The sequence below is a fragment of the Brevundimonas sp. SH203 genome (assembly GCF_002157625.1).
In the GTDB taxonomy this organism is placed as follows: Bacteria; Pseudomonadota; Alphaproteobacteria; order Caulobacterales; family Caulobacteraceae; genus Brevundimonas.
The window spans coordinates 143,706-157,917 of record NZ_BDMM01000001.1 but is presented as its reverse complement, the minus strand read 5'-3'; the positions used below and the strand labels follow the sequence as shown (position 1 = coordinate 157,917).

The following is a 14,212-nucleotide window of genomic DNA, read 5'->3' as shown; positions in this document are numbered from 1 at the left end:
AAGCCGATCAGGTTCCGCGCGGCTTCACCCGGTTCGTCGGTTGCGCCTCGGCCGGATTCTCGGGCCAGGGGTGGCGCGGATAGCGGCCCCGCATCTCGGCCCGCACCGCCGCCCAGGACCCGGACCAGAAGCGCGGCAGATCCTTCGTCACCTGCACCGGCCGCCGTGCGGGCGACAGCAGGGCCAGGGTCAGGGGCGCGCCGCCGACCGTGGGATGGGTCGTCACGCCGAACAGCTCCTGCACGCGGATGTCCACGCGCGGCCCGCCCTCGGCGGCATAGTCGATGGCCGCCGACCCCAGCGGCGTGATCAGTCGCGCGGGCGCCTGCTCGTCCAGCCGCCGCTGCAGATCCCAGGGGATCAGCCCCCGCAGCGCCTCCGCCAGACGGCCGTCGCTCACGGCGTCCAGCGACTTCGCCCCCTCCAGCAGCGGCCACAACCAGTCTTCGCGCGCCGCCAGCAAGGCCGCGTCCGATACGTCCGGCCAGGCCGAATCCTGCTGGTGCAGGAAGGCCAGACGCGCCCGCAGACCCGCCGCCTGCTCGCCCCAGCGCAGGGCGCCCACCCCCTCGGCCTCGACCTCGGCGCGCAGGGCGGCGGCCAGCATCTTCGCATCCGGCGCCCCCACCACCTTTTCGTCCAGCACGATGGTGCCGATCCGTCGCGACCGCCGGATCACCACCCGCCCCGACGGTTCGCGCGCCATCCGGTCCTCGGTCGCGATCAGATGCGCCAGCTCGGCCTCGACCTCGCCCGGCTCCAGCGCCGCCGCCAGACGCACCCGGTCGCGCACATCCCCGCCGCCCAGTTCCGCGACCGCCAGCCACGGCGCGCGCGCCAGATGATCGGACGCCTCCAGCACCACGCCCCGTCCGCTGGCCAGCAGGAACTCGCCCGCCTTGCCGCGCGCCCGCGCGATCCGCTCGGGAAAGGCCTCGGCCAGCAGCAGGCCCGGATCGACCGCTTCGCCCGATCCGCCGCCCGCCGCCCTGGCCCAGCGATCCGCAAGTTTCAGCGCGTCGCGCGCGCGCGGCGACCGATCCCGCGTCAGGCCGGTCAACCGATCCGACAGGTCGACGCCCGATCCGCCCAGGCCCGGTTCGCTCAGCACCGCCGCGATTCGCGCACCCATCAGGGCGTCGCCGCGATCCGAGGCGACCGCGACCATATGGGCCAGTCGCGGCGACAGCGGGATTTTCGTCAGCCTCATCCCGTGTCGGGACAGACCGCCGTCCGCGTCCAGCGCGCCCAGCCGCGTCAGCACCTTGCGCGCCTCCGCCATCGCCCCGGCCGGCGGCGGGTCCAGCAGCGCCAGTCCCTCCACGGACCTCGCCCCCCAACGCGCCAGGTCCAGAGCGAGGCCGGTCAGGTCCGCCTCCTGAATCTCCGGCCGCTGATGCGCGACCAGTCCGCGCGTCTGTTCTTCGTCCCACAAGCGATAGCAGACGCCGGGCGCCGTCCGTCCCGCCCGTCCGCGTCGTTGCTCGGCCGAGGATCGACTGACCTTGACCGTCGCCAGCCGGGTCAGGCCGCTGGACGGTTCGAAACGCGGCACGCGCGACAGGCCCCCGTCGATGACCACACGCACGCCCTCGATGGTCAGGCTGGTTTCCGCCACCGAGGTCGCCAGCACCAGTTTGCGCCGCCCCGGCGCCGCCGGTTCGATGGCGCGGTCCTGCTCGGCCCGGTCCAGTCCGCCGTAAAGCGGCGTCACGTCCACGTCCGCCAGCCTCAGCCTTTCCTTGACCAGCCGCGCGACGCGGTGGATTTCTCCCTGCCCCGGCAGGAAGGCCAGGATCGAACCGCTTTCTTCGCCCAGAGCGGTCAGACAAGCGCGCGCCGCCGCCTCCTCGAACCGCTCCGCTAGGTTGCGGCCCAGATAACGGGTCTCGACCGGAAACACCCGCCCCTCGGCCTCGATCACCGGCGCCCCATCCAACAGGCGCGAGACGCCCGCCACGTCCAGCGTCGCCGACATGACCAACAGGCGCAGGTCGTCGCGCAGCAACCCTTGCGTCTCGCGCGCCAGGGCCAGGCCCAGATCGGCGTCCAGACTGCGTTCGTGGAACTCGTCGAACAGAACCGCGCCCACGCCCTCCAGCCCCGGATCGTCCAGGATCATGCGCGTGAACACGCCCTCGGTGATCACTTCGATACGGGTCGTCGCGCCGATCCGGCTCTGCAGGCGCGTGCGATAGCCGACCGTCCCGCCCGCCTCCTGGCCCAGCGTCGCCGCCATCCGATCCGCCGCCGCCCGCACCGCCAGCCGTCGCGGCTCCAACACCAGGATCTTGCCGTCCCCCAGCCAGCCCTGCTCCAGCAGCGCCAGCGGCACGACCGTCGTCTTGCCCGCACCCGGCGGCGCGGCCAGCACGGCCGTATTCCCCTGGCTCAGGGCGGCCTTCAGCGGGTCCAGAACGGCGTGGATCGGCAACATACCCGGCCTGTAGCCGACGGCGGGGCGATCACGAAAGCGTCGTCGGGCCTTTACTGCGCCGTCATGCGCGTTGCGCGCCGTCCCATCCGCCGCTAGCGTCCGCCCAAACCCAGCCGAGGAGCTGGCCTAAACGTGGGGGTATTATCTATGTGGCGCGTTAAATCGCTCGACGCGATTCTTGCCACGGCCGAGAAGAAATCGCTTCATCGGTCGCTTGGTCCTATTCAACTGACGCTTCTGGGCATCGGCGCCATCATCGGCACCGGCATCTTCGTTCTGACGGCCTCGGCCGCCCAGAAGGCCGGCCCCGGCATGATGGTCAGCTTCGTGATCGCCGGCGCGGTCTGCGCGGTCGCTGCACTTTGCTACTCCGAACTGGCGGCCATGGCCCCGGTTTCGGGCTCGGCCTACACCTACACCTATGCCGTCATGGGCGAACTTCTGGCCTGGACGGTCGGCTGGGCGCTGATCCTGGAATATGCGGTCGCGGCCTCCGCCGTGTCGGTCGGGTGGTCCGGCTATGTCCTGGGGCTGATCGAACAGGGGCTAGGGTTCGACTTCCCCGACCTTCTATCCGCCGGCCCGACCTGGTCGATGCACGGCTTCATCCCGACGCCCGACTTCTCGGCCGGCATCGTCAACATCCCGGCCATCATCGTGGCCTTGCTGGTGACGGGGCTTCTGATGCTCGGCACGACGGAATCGGCGCGCGTCAACGCCATCCTGGTCGCGATCAAGGTCGCGGCCCTGACCGTCTTCATCATCATCACCCTGCCGGTCATCAAGTCCGGCCACCTGTCGCCCTTCGCGCCCAACGGCCTGTTCGGCCAGTATTCGGGCATGGGCATCGTCGGCGCGGCGGCCTCGATCTTCTTCGCCTACGTCGGCTTCGACGCCGTCTCGACGGCCGCCGAAGAGACCAAGAACCCGCAACGCAACGTGCCCATCGGCCTGATCGGATCGCTGGCCATCTGTACGGTCTTCTATTTGCTGGTCGCGCTCGGCGCCGCCGGCGCGATCGGCGCCCAGCCGGTTCTCGGCGCCGCCGGCGAAGCGGTCCAGCCGGGTTCACCCGCCTTCGTCGCCGCCTGCGCCCTGCCCGCCAACGCCGACCGTCTGGTCTGCTCCAACGAAGCTCTGGCGCACGTCCTGCGCGTCGTCGGCCATCCCCAGATCGGCAACGCCCTGGGCACCGCCGCCCTGCTGGCCCTGCCCTCGGTCATCCTGATGATGATCTACGGTCAGACCCGCATCTTCTTCGTGATGGCGCGCGACGGCCTGCTGCCGGAAGGCCTGACCAAGATCCACCCCAAATGGAAGACGCCCTATATCGTGACCGCCGCCACCGGCATCGCGGTCGCCATCGCCGGCGCCCTGTTCCCGGTCGGTCAGCTGGCCGACATCTCGAACTCGGGCACCCTGTTCGCCTTCTTCATGGTGTCGATCGCGGTGATGGTGCTGCGGGTCAAGGACCCGAATCGCAGGCGTCCGTTCCGCACGCCGCTGCTGTGGGTGTTCGCCCCGCTGTCGGCCTTCGGCTGCGCCTTCCTGTTCTGGAACCTGCCGCATGACGCCAAGATGGTGCTGCCGATCTGGGGCGGCGTCGGCCTCTTGATCTATTTCGCCTACGGCTATCGCAAGAGCCACGTCGGGCGCGGTCTGATCGAGGTCCACGAGACGGACGGCGACGCGCCGCCGCCTCCGGTCCCGCCGATCCAGTAAGCAAGCGTCCTCAAGTAGTCCGCAAGGACGATAGGCCCGACAAAAAAAGATAAGGCCCCGGAGCGATCCGGGGCCTTTTTACTTTGGTGCGGATGAGAGGACTCGAACCTCCACGCCTCGCGGCGCTGGAACCTAAATCCAGTGCGTCTACCAGTTCCGCCACATCCGCATTCAGGTAGGTCGTCGCCTCTAGAGGCTGGCGACCGTCAGGGCAAGCGTCAACGACGCCCGGCGACCAGTTCGTTGCGGATATTGCGGCCCAGCGGATCGCGGGCCTGCCAGCTGTCGCCGACGTTCGCCTCCACCATTCGGCTGCAGAAGCGCGGCAGGATCTGCCGCGGCGCAAAGCTGCTCAGACAGATCCGGCCGTTCTCGGACGTCCAGCGCGCGCTCAGCCGCCGCCCGTCCGAGAACTGCGAGGTGTAACGCCCGTCCGGCTCGAAGAAATGCTTCACCCACTGACCGTTCGGATAGTGGGATACGATGGTGTTGCCAAAGGCGTTCGACATGTCGGCGCTAGCCGATGTCGCCACGCCCGCCGCCATCAACGCCACGGCGCCGATCCAGACCCTTTTTCTCAACCCATCCCTCCTGCGCAGTCCCCGGAATCGACTATCGACGTTCCATAAGACGGCGCAAGCGGAACGGTTCCGTCGTCAGCCGTTGCCGCGACGACCCGATTCGAACAGGAACCAGACGCGCTTCTCGCTTTCGTCGATCCAGTTCTCCAGCAGGCTGGCGGTGGCGACGTCGTTATGCTCGTCGCAAAGGTCGTGAACCTCGCGCATCCGGCCGATCAGATCGCCATTGTCGTCCCGCAGCTCGGCCAGCATGTCCAGCGGATCGACATAGTCGGCGTCGTTGTCGGCGACGCGCGATTCCCTGGCGATCTGCCCGATGGAGCGCAGGGTCGTCCCGCCGATCTTGCGCGCCCGTTCGGCCATCGGATCGGTCATGGCCAGGATTTCCGCCGACTGGTCGTCCAGCAACAGGTGATAATCCCGGAAATGCGGCCCCGACACGTGCCAGTGAAAATTCTTGGTCTTGATGTAGAGGGCGAAGGTGTCGGCCAGCAGTCCGGTCAGGGCTGCGGAAATATCGCGCGTCGCCTCTTCCGACAGGGTGGTGGGCGTCCTCAGCGGCGCCAGACGCTTTTCGCGGGCAGTGACCATTCTCGTTCTCCTCGGCATCGGTATGCGGTCAAGCTAGGTAGCCGGACCGCCGAACGGAAGCCCTGACCCAGGTCAAAAATGCCGAATATGCGAAGAGGTTCTGCTCGCCGACCTGTGTCGGCGGATGGCTGGGGACTAGGACTCGAACCTAGAATGACGGTACCAAAATCTGAGATCGAATGATGAGATTTCAGGCGTTAACTGGCAAAACAGCGAAAATCGGCGTCGTTTGAAATCAATGCCTTAGACCGCAGCTGTAAAACCTTGAGCTATGGTTGCGAGGCCGAAGCAGGCGATATTAGCGCAAATCCTGTTTCGCGATTTCATAGCGCCCGAATGCCGACTTCAACCCTCAGACTTCCTCGCCTCACGGCTCATTATATCCATCACGGCGTGGGCCAGGGCCTCTTCACGTCTGGAGTTCTCTGGTTGGATGGACGACCTGACCCCATTGTGTGGGTCCACGATTGCGGTAGCGAAAGTGCAGGCGGCGATAACCTAATAGCGAGCGGATGCGCGTTGCTGAACCGTCTGGCTGGAGCGCGGCGCCGGATTGATATCCTCGCCATCTCTCATTTCGATTCCGACCATATCAGCGGAATTAAGCAGCTACTGGCTGACTATGAGGTCGGCACCATTCTTCTCCCCTATTTTCCGCTGTGGTCGCGATTGGTGGTGGCCTTCAGCCAGCCCACGGATCCGGCCCTTACGAATTTCTGCGTGGATCCCGTCGCATTTCTCTCTGGTCTCGACGGCGCTCGGTTCGACCGGATCGTGTTCGTGAATCCCGGCGCCAATCCATCCCCGAGGCGGCAGGGCTCTATAAGGCGCCGGAGAAGTTCGATACCGATCTCGCTGCACCGGCGACCCCTATTGAGCAACTCGCCGGCCCTACGGATCCGGTTTCATATCACCCGGGGGTGCGGGTCGAAGTTCTGCATCCGGGGCAATCCGTCAGCGTCTGGGGTGTATGGGAGTTTCTGCCCTATGCCGATCCTAAGCACGCCCCGGCGCCGAGAACGCGATTCAGACAAGAAGTGGCGAAGCGATTGTCGGCTCTGCGTCGAGCAGACCAGGACACCCACCGCATCAGTGCCTTGAACGAGCTCAAAGCCTATTTCGACAGGACGTTCGGCAGAGGCGCGAAGGCTCGTAATCGAATCTCACTCTGCCTGTATGCCGGTCCCATTGAGATGCCGGAACATGTTGACCGCTCCGCGCTAAAGCTCGTTGAAGGAAAGCCGGAATCTGTGGCGGCGTCGGCAAGCTACGAGCGGAAGGCCGCCCAACTTCTGACCGGCGACGCCTATCTCAACACTGATGCCGCGATGAAGCGCTTTACTCGTCACTACGGCCGCACACACAGGCTGCGCCGCATTTGCAGTTTCCAAGTGATGCATCATGGATCTCGCGCCAATCATCATCCCAGCGTCCCGACCACGGTATCGCCAATGTGGAGCGTATTCAGTTCCGATCCCGACAGGAAAAATCCGCACCCGCACGCAGAGGTGAGGCGCGCTTACAGCGCCTTCGGCGCCATGCAGGTGGACTCGCAAACGTCGTTCGTCATCACCCTGGACATAGCGCCTTCGCGATCTTGGTATGTCCGGAGCGGCGTCAGTCTCATCGCCGCTTAATACCAACAAGCCAGGACGCGTCACCCGATAGATGGCTCAGCCCTTTTGTGGACGCGGCTAAGGTTCCGATGCGCGCTATCCCGCGGCGATGCGGGATGCCCAATCACTATCCGAAGGGCTGGAGAGTATCATGACAGAGACATCGGCAGCGTCGCCGACGATCAGTTTGAAAGGACCCATGGCCGGTCTCGCCGGCCTGCTCGTCCTGGCGCTATTCATGCCGGCCTATGACCTTGGCGTCGCGATCTTGGCCACTTCAAGGGACGACGCAGGCGCAAGTCTGCCTGCTGTCATTTCTCCTGTTGTCCGAGAGTGGCAGTCCTTGCTCGGCGCGCTGTTCACGCCTCTGGCTGCTGTGCTGGGCGCGTGGGCCGTTTTGCGGCAAATTCGAGAGAACAACGCTCACGAAGCGGCTCGGCTGCGGCGGGTTTGGCGAGCGAGGCGCGCGGCCATGCCAATGGTGATGAGCCGCGTATGCGATTATGCCGAGCGAAGCGCAGCGCTGTTGCGCGAGGCTCGGGCGACCGCGGAGTCTGAACATGTGGTCGTGGGCTCACGATTTGCGGGAAAGGCGCCCGCAACTCGAAGAGGTTACGTTAAACCACATCTTGGCGATGGTTGAAGCTGCACAGACCGATCGGGAGGCGAACGCTTATCAGCAGCTGCTGCACGAACTCCAAGTTCATGCCTCGAGGTGGCGAGGCTTCTCTGGAGCTAGCGGTCAGCAGCCTGAGCGATACTTTCCGCATGACGTAGACACTGAGATTGTCGACGCTGCCGAGATATACGCGCGGGCCTCAAATCTACTGGTGATGGCTAGACCTGAAGGGCATGCGCCCGGCCTCCCAATGAGCCGATACAACGGCCTCTTTGCACTAGGCTTTCGGGACGATACCGCGCCTCCGTTCAAACTGGCGATCGCATTCGACCAGAGTTCGCCATTGTCGAACTGAGAGTATACGCAGTTGGCGCCGAAGCTGCGAACTCGGAACACGTGATCAGATTCATCTGCACGGCCGCCACGACCGCCTCGATCCGCGTTCTCACATTGAGTTTGGCGCAGGCTTTTTCCAAGTATCCGGACACGGTGGCCGACATGCTCAAGGTCGCCCAGCATCGCGGCTGGTCCCGCCTGAAGGTTGAGGGCGAGGAGGCCTTCCGGCGCGAGGTCTGGGTCCAGGCCCGGTCCTTCGGAATGGAGGTGCGGGTCTACCGGGCGCGTGGGCGCGACCGGGAGGCGGCGGGCCTGCCCGACCGGCGGGCGCAGCTGGAGGTTCGACTCCGCATGGCCTCTGCCGTGGTGTGCGCCCTGATCGCCGACCCGGAGGCCAAGCAACGGCTCATCGCCTATGCCACCGCCAGAGCCGGGTTGGACAGGATGCGCGGCGACGCCAATCGGTCGCGAGACGGCGGTCGCGACCGGGATCGTGGCCGTCGTTGAGGCGCATCGTTGGGATTAAGGCGGTCAGGGCTTCCCGACCTCAGAAGGGTCGTTTCGCCATGCCTGCTCGGCGGTCACATCGCTGATCCGGCGCCCCGCCCGCATATGGTCCGCCAGTACGCGCTTTGACGTCTCCATCAGTTCTTTCCGCGCGTGTTCATCGTAGGGGAGCACGCTGGCGGCCACTGACGTCACGCGATCAAGCGTTTCCCACGCCGCACGAAAACTTTGGTCGCCAGACGCCAAGGCGTCGTCACGCGTCAGGTTCAGAAACGTTTGCGCGCGCGCTTCGCCTTCCTCGGTCGCCAAGGCGTCTGGCTGACGGATACGCGCCAGGATCAGGGCGGCCATAGGACCATTGTCGCCCGCCTCGAAGCTCTGGCGTGATGCCTCGTACCAGGTCAGCTGATCGCTAGGCAGGACGCTGAACTCGTAGCCGGCCTTTTCCGCGATCACCGCCAGCCATAGGCGCTGGGTGCGCCCGTTCCCTTCAATGAAAGGGTGGATGGCGTTGAGGTCGCCGATAAGTTCCGCTGCCTTGGCCGCGAATTCGTCGGGCTCAAGGTCCCGCAATTCGGCTTGGTTGCGAAAGCGGGCGAAGACCTTCTCCGCTTCTGACGCGATGAACTCTGGGCGCGCGAAGGGCGCGACGGTGCTCCGGCCCGTCTGATAGGCGCGCTCCTTGCCCGCCCAGCTGTAGAGATCCTGGAACAGATGCCGGTGGATGGCCTTGAACGCCGCATAGCTAGGCTTCAACGCGGCTTTGGGCAGGCCCTCCGTGATCCGCAGATCGGTGAACGATCGCTCTGCCGCGTCGAGCGTAGCGGCGTCCCGAAGGTCCAGCTTGTTCACCAATACATGAGTGCCAGGATAGAAGACTCGTTCGTGTTCGGCCCGTTCCTCTTCGCGTCGGCGGCTCATGCGCGGGGTCAGTCAACTGCGGCGACGACTGGTCTGCCCTGTGGTGATGAAATAGCTGCGCAGCGCAGTCAGACCCTCTGCTGTGCTCACGCCCTGTTCCCGGAGACGGCTGATGAGCTCTTCAGCGCCCGCGTCCCGTCCCACCTGTTCGATGTCGTTGTTCGCTCTCATCTGTTGACGACGCCAGGCGATGTCGGCGGGATTTCGTGATGTGAAACGAGTCATGAAGCGCCTCCTTAGCTTAATATAGGCCTTCGGCAGCCTTGCGGCGAGCCCTGAACCGCCCTTTTCACGGCGTCGCTGAGCACCGGACATCACCTTGAAGAGGAAGTTGGCTGGATGACCTTTGCTCCATCGCATCAAGGCATCGCGAAAAAATCGCCCAGGATGGTTGAATGTCTGATTTTCCAACATTACATTGGTCTTGTGTTGGATTTTGGACCCCATCATGTCTCAGATTGACGAAAAGACCTCGGTCAAGACCTTCCCTCTACAGATGGTGTCGGACGCCCTGCTCGCCGAGCTAACTGTGCTGGCCGAAGGTGAGGCGCAAATCCAGGGGCTTTCCCTCCCCAGCCAGCCCGCTGCACTCAGAACCATGCACATTCGGCTGGATTCCCTGACCGTCGTCGCCATCACCTGCGCTCTGGATGACATCCTGGGTTTCGAGCCCAAGGATATTGTCAGGGCCGGTGGCTACGAGTCCATCGACGCCGCCATGAACCACATGATGCCCCGCATTGAGGCCGCGTGGATCAAGCGCCACCCGGTGAGGGCATGACCGACCTCAATGATGAGACGGCGCGTCGAAGCCTGGGCGAGCGTCTGCGCGAAGCGAGAGAGTATCTGGGTCTGAAGCAAGACGAGGTCGCCGCCTATCTTAAGCTGCCACGCACGGCGCTGACCGGGATTGAAAGCGGACAGCGCAAGGTCGAAGCGATCGAGCTCACCCGACTGGCGCGGCTTTACCGCCAGTCGGTCGGCTATCTAACGGGCGAGGAGGAACAGGCGCGCGACCTCCCTCCCGATGTTGCGCATCTCGCGCGTCAGGCCGCCGACCTGTCGCAGGACGACCGGCAGGAACTGGCCCGCTTCGCGGACTATCTGCGCACACGCGCCAAGTCCGGCCAGGCCTGAACTCGTGGCGCGGACCTATGCAGAGGCCGTGAGAAACGGGACCGCGGCGGCCAGCAAGCTGCTGCGACGCCTGGACTGGCAGGCCAAGCTCGAGGTCGAACCCGGTGCCGTCGATGTCTTCGCCATCATCGCGGACCTCGACCTGCCTCTGATGCTGCGCCCGTTGAAGGGTCTGTTGGGCGCATTCCTGAACGCGCCGACGCCCGGCATCCTGGTGACCACCCAACGCCCGTTGAGCATCCAGCGGTTCCCCGCCGCACACGAACTCGGCCATTGCGTTATGGATCACGCGCCGAGCCTGGACGACGAAGACCAGATTCTGCGGCGAGCACCCCAGGCGCAGGATGCGCGCACCGGGTTCCAGGAAACAGAGGCAGACGCCTTCGCCGTCTCCCTGATGATGCCGAGGTGGCTGATCCACGCGCATTGCGCCCGCCAGGGCTGGCGGGTCGCCGAGCTCGAGCGGCCGGGTCACGTCTATCAACTCTCGGTTCGGATCGGCGCCAGCTATGAGGCCACCGTTTGGACCCTCGAACGCTACCATCTCATCACCGCGGAACGTCGAGCTTCGCTCCTGCAGGCGCGTCCCAGGACGCTCAAGGCCGCCCTACTAGAGGATTTCAGCCCTCCATCCTACCACGGCGATGTCTGGCTGCTGACCGAAAAGGACCGGGGCGGCCGTATCGATGGCAGCCGCGCCGACCTTTTCGTCATCAAGCTGCCTGAACTGGGCGCGGCCGGTTACCTCTGGGACTTTGACGCCTTGGCGGAAAGCGGTTTCAGCATTGTTCGCGACACCCGCCTAGCGCTGGACGAAGAGGGCGTCGGCGGCCCCAATATCCGTCGTGTCGTGGCGACGCCTCACGCGGAGGCGCGCGGCGTGATGCATCTCGAACAGCGCCGTCCCTGGCTGGCAGCCCCCCCCCCCCTGTCGGTCCTGAGCCTGCCGTTCGACCTCACCGGTCCGGAGGAGGCCGGCCTGTCCCGCGCAGAACGCCGCCAGCGCCTGGCGGCCGCATGAGCGACGCGATCGCCTTCACGACGGACCTGAGAGCCCGGCTGGGGTCCGCCCGCGATCAGGGACCGCGACCGACGTGCCTGGCCTTCGCCGCGAGCGACCTCCACGCGGCCGTCAGGCCGGGCTGGGATCCGCTTTCATGCGAGACCGCCTTCTTCCACGCCCAACGCCGCGCTGGCCGCCCGCCGACGGTCGGTGCCACCTTGCCGTCCATGCTCGAAGCGCTCGCGTTTGACGGTCAGCCCCTCGAGGGCGCCTGGCCCTATCCCTCCGACAGTCCAACGACCCCGAGCGCATGGACGCCGCCTCCCTTTCCGGACGGGACATTCAAACGGGTGGGTTGCGAACTCGCGCCGCAATGGTCCGAGCTCACCGACCAGATCGGTCGGGGCCGGCCGGTGCTGCTCATGATGATGCTTTCGCCCAGCTTCTTCCGCCCCGTCCAGGGCGTAGTGGCTGCCGCGAACGACGAGGCCCCCGATCCAACGCTCCGGCACGCGGTTCTCGCGGTGGCGCACGGCTCCGTCAACGGCAAGTCGGCAGTCCTGGTGCGCAACAGCTGGGGCGAATCTTGGGGCGAGGCCGGACACGCCTGGCTCGCCGCCGATTTCGTCGTGACCCGCCTGTTTGGCATGGCCCTTCTGGAGGAGGATGACAATGTACCTTCCCGTTCCGCCGCAGCCTGACTGCGCCACAGCATGGCGCGAAGCGCTCCGTACGGTGATCGACCAAGGCATGGAGGCGCACAACGTCATTCTCGATGTCGCCGATCCGACCGCCGGCGCCACGCTGGCCGATCCCGTAGTCCTCCGCGTTGATGAATTCCTGCGCTCCAAGGACGTCAAGCCGGTCGAGACCGTGGCCAACACCCTGTTTCCGACGGCCCTCTCCCGCCGCTATCGCGGACCAGACCTCTACGACGCCTTCATGACGAAGGTTCTTCCTGCCGCCGGCAAGAGCGGCCGTTGGTCAGGTTACTATTTCGAGCGCATGATCAATCTGCGGGGCCCGGATGGAAAGGTCGTCAATCAGATCGCCGACATCATCGACCGCATTGCCGATCCCAAGGTCGTCGCCCGCAACAAATTCGAGATTCAGACATTTGATCCGACCCGGGACGTGACCCGTTCGCCGTATGGCGGCCAGTGCCTGAGCCATGGCAGCTTCAAACTGCGCAAGGCCGGCGGCGTCGAGACACTCGATCTGACGGTCCTGTATCGCAACCACTTCTATGTCGAGAAGCTACTCGGCAATCTGATCGGCCTGGGCCGGCTGATGGCCTTCGTCGCTGACCAATCCGGCGTCGCGGCAGGATCGCTCACGGTTGTCTCGACCCACGCCTGCGCGGATCAGCCCAAGGACGCCCAGAACCGCCAGACCTCGCTCGCCGAGATCAAGGCGCTTCTCGCAGCCTGCGACGCCCTAGTGGCGGACTGACGGCGTCGAAGAGGGGCGGGCCGGTCGCTGACGGCGAATAGAGGGCGAACATTCCCGACATGAACTCGGCCTGGCCGCCGTAGCTTGGATGGCGGATAGCGTCCGCGTCGACCCCGAGATCGGCGAGGGCGAGGCTCGCGTCCCGACCGATCGCGATGATCCTTCGCGGCTGGACCATCTCGACCAGCGCTTCAAGTAGGGGCCAGGTCTCGTCGCGTTCCGCGCGCGTATGGCAGCGATTCGACATCGGATCTCCCGCCATGTGGGGATGGAAGGGGAAGACGTTCCACAGGACGACGGGCTGGCGGACCTGTTCCAGCACACGCCAGATCACTGCGGCGGTCCGCTCGGCCATGACGGGCCCCTCCGTCGCGCGGATCAGATCGATGTCGCCCAGCAGTGTCGAGGCTGTGGCCAGATGCACCTCGTCGGTGAAGGGCACGCCGGTGCGGCGGCCGCCACGGTAGCCAAGATCACGGCCGACCCACATCGTCGACACCTCAGTGGCGATGGCCCGATCAAGGAATAGCCTGAGGTTCTCCCGACGCAGGGCGGCGGCGTCGCCGCGATCATGCACAGCGCAATGATCACGCCAGGGATTGAAGACGTTGGGCAGGGAGGCGGCCTCGAGGGCGCAGACGAACTCGGACGGGGTCATGGTGCGAGCGGTTCCATACGCAACAGCCGATTCCCGAAATCGATGATGACCCGTCCGCGGCGATGCTCCTGCAGAAAGCGGAACGCCGCATAGCCTTGGAGGATCGCCTCCTCCCAGACCCACAGCGGGTAGCCCTGAGGCTCGTAGCCTTGGACGAACTGATGATCCTGCTTGAGCAGGTCGAGCGGAAGTTCGCCGGTGCCCATGTCTCGGAAGTAGTCGAGCGACCGCGCCATACCGAACACCCAGGTAGAGATGCCCTCCTCGATCAGGATAGCGCGGGCGCCGTCTTCCGTTTCGTCGAGTTTGGCATCGCTTTTGCGTTTGAGCCGGAGAAGGGACCGGACGACCGGCGACCAACCCAGCACTGCCACGAACGCATAGTGGGAGACGTCATGGAATCGATAGTCGTCGGGTTCGTGGGCGTTGTCGGTCAATCGGTCGCCGATGAAGAGGTCGTTGCAGCGCTGAAAGACGAACGGTCGATCGCCCACCGTCTTCTCGAAAACCTCTATGACCATCCGTCGGGGCAACTGCTCGTCCGGTTCCTTGTCTGCGTCGGCCGCGACCTGATAGACTTTTTCTTTCGGCCACCGCCCCAGAATCTTGTGCTGGTTCTTGACCGCGGCGCC

Annotated in this window: 16 protein-coding genes and 1 tRNA gene; 9 read left to right on the top strand and 8 right to left on the bottom strand. The window is 65.2% G+C overall.

Annotated features, from left to right (window positions below; translation table 11 throughout):
- Nucleotides 1-7: 7 nt before the first annotated feature.
- Nucleotides 8-2,437, bottom strand: coding sequence for an ATP-dependent helicase HrpB (gene hrpB / locus SH203_RS00735; RefSeq protein ID WP_087118966.1), 2,430 nt, complete (start codon nucleotides 2,435-2,437; stop codon nucleotides 8-10).
- A gap of 147 nt (nucleotides 2,438-2,584) precedes the next feature.
- Here hrpB and SH203_RS00730 point away from each other — a divergent pair, with 147 nt between their 5' ends.
- Nucleotides 2,585-4,159 carry an amino acid permease gene (locus SH203_RS00730; RefSeq protein ID WP_087118965.1) on the top strand — a complete coding sequence of 525 codons (1,575 nt, stop codon included), beginning with the start codon at nucleotides 2,585-2,587 and terminating at the stop codon, nucleotides 4,157-4,159.
- Between the two features lie 84 nt (nucleotides 4,160-4,243).
- On the opposite strand, the gene SH203_RS00725 is transcribed toward SH203_RS00730, so the two are convergent.
- The 3 genes from SH203_RS00725 to SH203_RS00715 form a co-directional block, all read right to left on the bottom strand.
- Nucleotides 4,244-4,328: transfer RNA gene (locus SH203_RS00725), tRNA-Leu, on the bottom strand.
- Between the two features lie 49 nt (nucleotides 4,329-4,377).
- Nucleotides 4,378-4,740 (bottom strand): hypothetical protein, encoded by a 363-nt coding sequence (locus SH203_RS00720; protein ID WP_234989332.1) that lies wholly within the window; start codon nucleotides 4,738-4,740, stop codon nucleotides 4,378-4,380.
- 75 nt (nucleotides 4,741-4,815) lie between these two features.
- Complete coding sequence (locus tag SH203_RS00715; RefSeq protein WP_087118963.1) at nucleotides 4,816-5,331, bottom strand: Dps family protein; 516 nt, start codon at nucleotides 5,329-5,331, stop codon at nucleotides 4,816-4,818.
- Nucleotides 5,332-6,368: 1,037 nt separating this feature from the next.
- Here SH203_RS00715 and SH203_RS15195 point away from each other — a divergent pair.
- The 3 genes from SH203_RS15195 to SH203_RS15450 all read left to right on the top strand — a co-directional run bounded on the left by SH203_RS15195 (nucleotide 6,369) and on the right by SH203_RS15450 (nucleotide 8,409).
- Nucleotides 6,369-6,968: a hypothetical protein gene (locus SH203_RS15195; protein WP_143275657.1), complete on the top strand. Its 600-nt coding sequence runs from the start codon at nucleotides 6,369-6,371 to the stop codon at nucleotides 6,966-6,968.
- A 178-nt stretch (nucleotides 6,969-7,146) separates the two neighbouring features.
- Nucleotides 7,147-7,590 (top strand): hypothetical protein, encoded by a 444-nt coding sequence (locus tag SH203_RS15190; protein ID WP_159457514.1) that lies wholly within the window; start codon nucleotides 7,147-7,149, stop codon nucleotides 7,588-7,590.
- Between the two features lie 372 nt (nucleotides 7,591-7,962).
- Nucleotides 7,963-8,409: an LPD7 domain-containing protein gene (locus tag SH203_RS15450; protein ID WP_087118961.1), complete on the top strand. Its 447-nt coding sequence runs from the start codon at nucleotides 7,963-7,965 to the stop codon at nucleotides 8,407-8,409.
- Nucleotides 8,410-8,433: 24 nt separating this feature from the next.
- On the opposite strand, the gene SH203_RS00700 is transcribed toward SH203_RS15450, so the two are convergent.
- Both SH203_RS00700 and SH203_RS15700 read right to left on the bottom strand, forming a co-directional pair.
- Nucleotides 8,434-9,330, bottom strand: a complete 897-nt coding sequence (locus SH203_RS00700) for a Fic family protein (protein ID WP_087118960.1) — start codon at nucleotides 9,328-9,330, stop codon at nucleotides 8,434-8,436.
- A gap of 12 nt (nucleotides 9,331-9,342) precedes the next feature.
- Complete coding sequence (locus tag SH203_RS15700) at nucleotides 9,343-9,744, bottom strand: hypothetical protein (RefSeq protein ID WP_234989331.1); 402 nt, start codon at nucleotides 9,742-9,744, stop codon at nucleotides 9,343-9,345.
- A gap of 34 nt (nucleotides 9,745-9,778) precedes the next feature.
- On the opposite strand from SH203_RS15700, the gene SH203_RS00690 reads away from it, so the two are divergent.
- The 5 genes from SH203_RS00690 to SH203_RS00670 are packed head-to-tail and all read left to right on the top strand — an operon-like array spanning nucleotide 9,779 to nucleotide 12,922.
- A complete protein-coding gene (locus SH203_RS00690) occupies nucleotides 9,779-10,111 on the top strand; it encodes a hypothetical protein (protein ID WP_143275653.1) in 333 nt (110 codons plus the stop codon).
- A complete protein-coding gene (locus SH203_RS00685) occupies nucleotides 10,108-10,467 on the top strand; it encodes a helix-turn-helix domain-containing protein (RefSeq protein ID WP_087118957.1) in 360 nt (119 codons plus the stop codon). Before SH203_RS00690 ends, SH203_RS00685 begins: the two co-directional genes overlap by 4 nt.
- A 4-nt stretch (nucleotides 10,468-10,471) precedes the next feature.
- Nucleotides 10,472-11,488, top strand: coding sequence for an ImmA/IrrE family metallo-endopeptidase (locus tag SH203_RS00680; RefSeq protein WP_087118956.1), 1,017 nt, complete (start codon nucleotides 10,472-10,474; stop codon nucleotides 11,486-11,488).
- Entirely contained in the window at nucleotides 11,485-12,171 is a 687-nt protein-coding gene (locus SH203_RS00675) for a C1 family peptidase (RefSeq protein ID WP_087118955.1), read from the top strand. The genes SH203_RS00680 and SH203_RS00675 overlap by 4 nt, the downstream gene beginning before the upstream one ends.
- Nucleotides 12,113-12,922 (top strand): hypothetical protein, encoded by an 810-nt coding sequence (locus SH203_RS00670; protein WP_200808750.1) that lies wholly within the window; start codon nucleotides 12,113-12,115, stop codon nucleotides 12,920-12,922. Before SH203_RS00675 ends, SH203_RS00670 begins: the two co-directional genes overlap by 59 nt.
- On the opposite strand, the gene SH203_RS00665 is transcribed toward SH203_RS00670, so the two are convergent.
- Both SH203_RS00665 and SH203_RS15575 read right to left on the bottom strand, forming a co-directional pair.
- On the bottom strand, nucleotides 12,879-13,580 hold the full coding sequence (locus SH203_RS00665) for a uracil-DNA glycosylase (protein WP_087118954.1): 702 nt from the start codon (nucleotides 13,578-13,580) through the stop codon (nucleotides 12,879-12,881). The genes SH203_RS00670 and SH203_RS00665 overlap by 44 nt on opposite strands.
- Nucleotides 13,577-14,182, bottom strand: coding sequence for a hypothetical protein (locus tag SH203_RS15575; RefSeq protein WP_255376550.1), 606 nt, complete (start codon nucleotides 14,180-14,182; stop codon nucleotides 13,577-13,579). Before SH203_RS15575 ends, SH203_RS00665 begins: the two co-directional genes overlap by 4 nt.
- Nucleotides 14,183-14,212 lie beyond the last annotated feature (30 nt).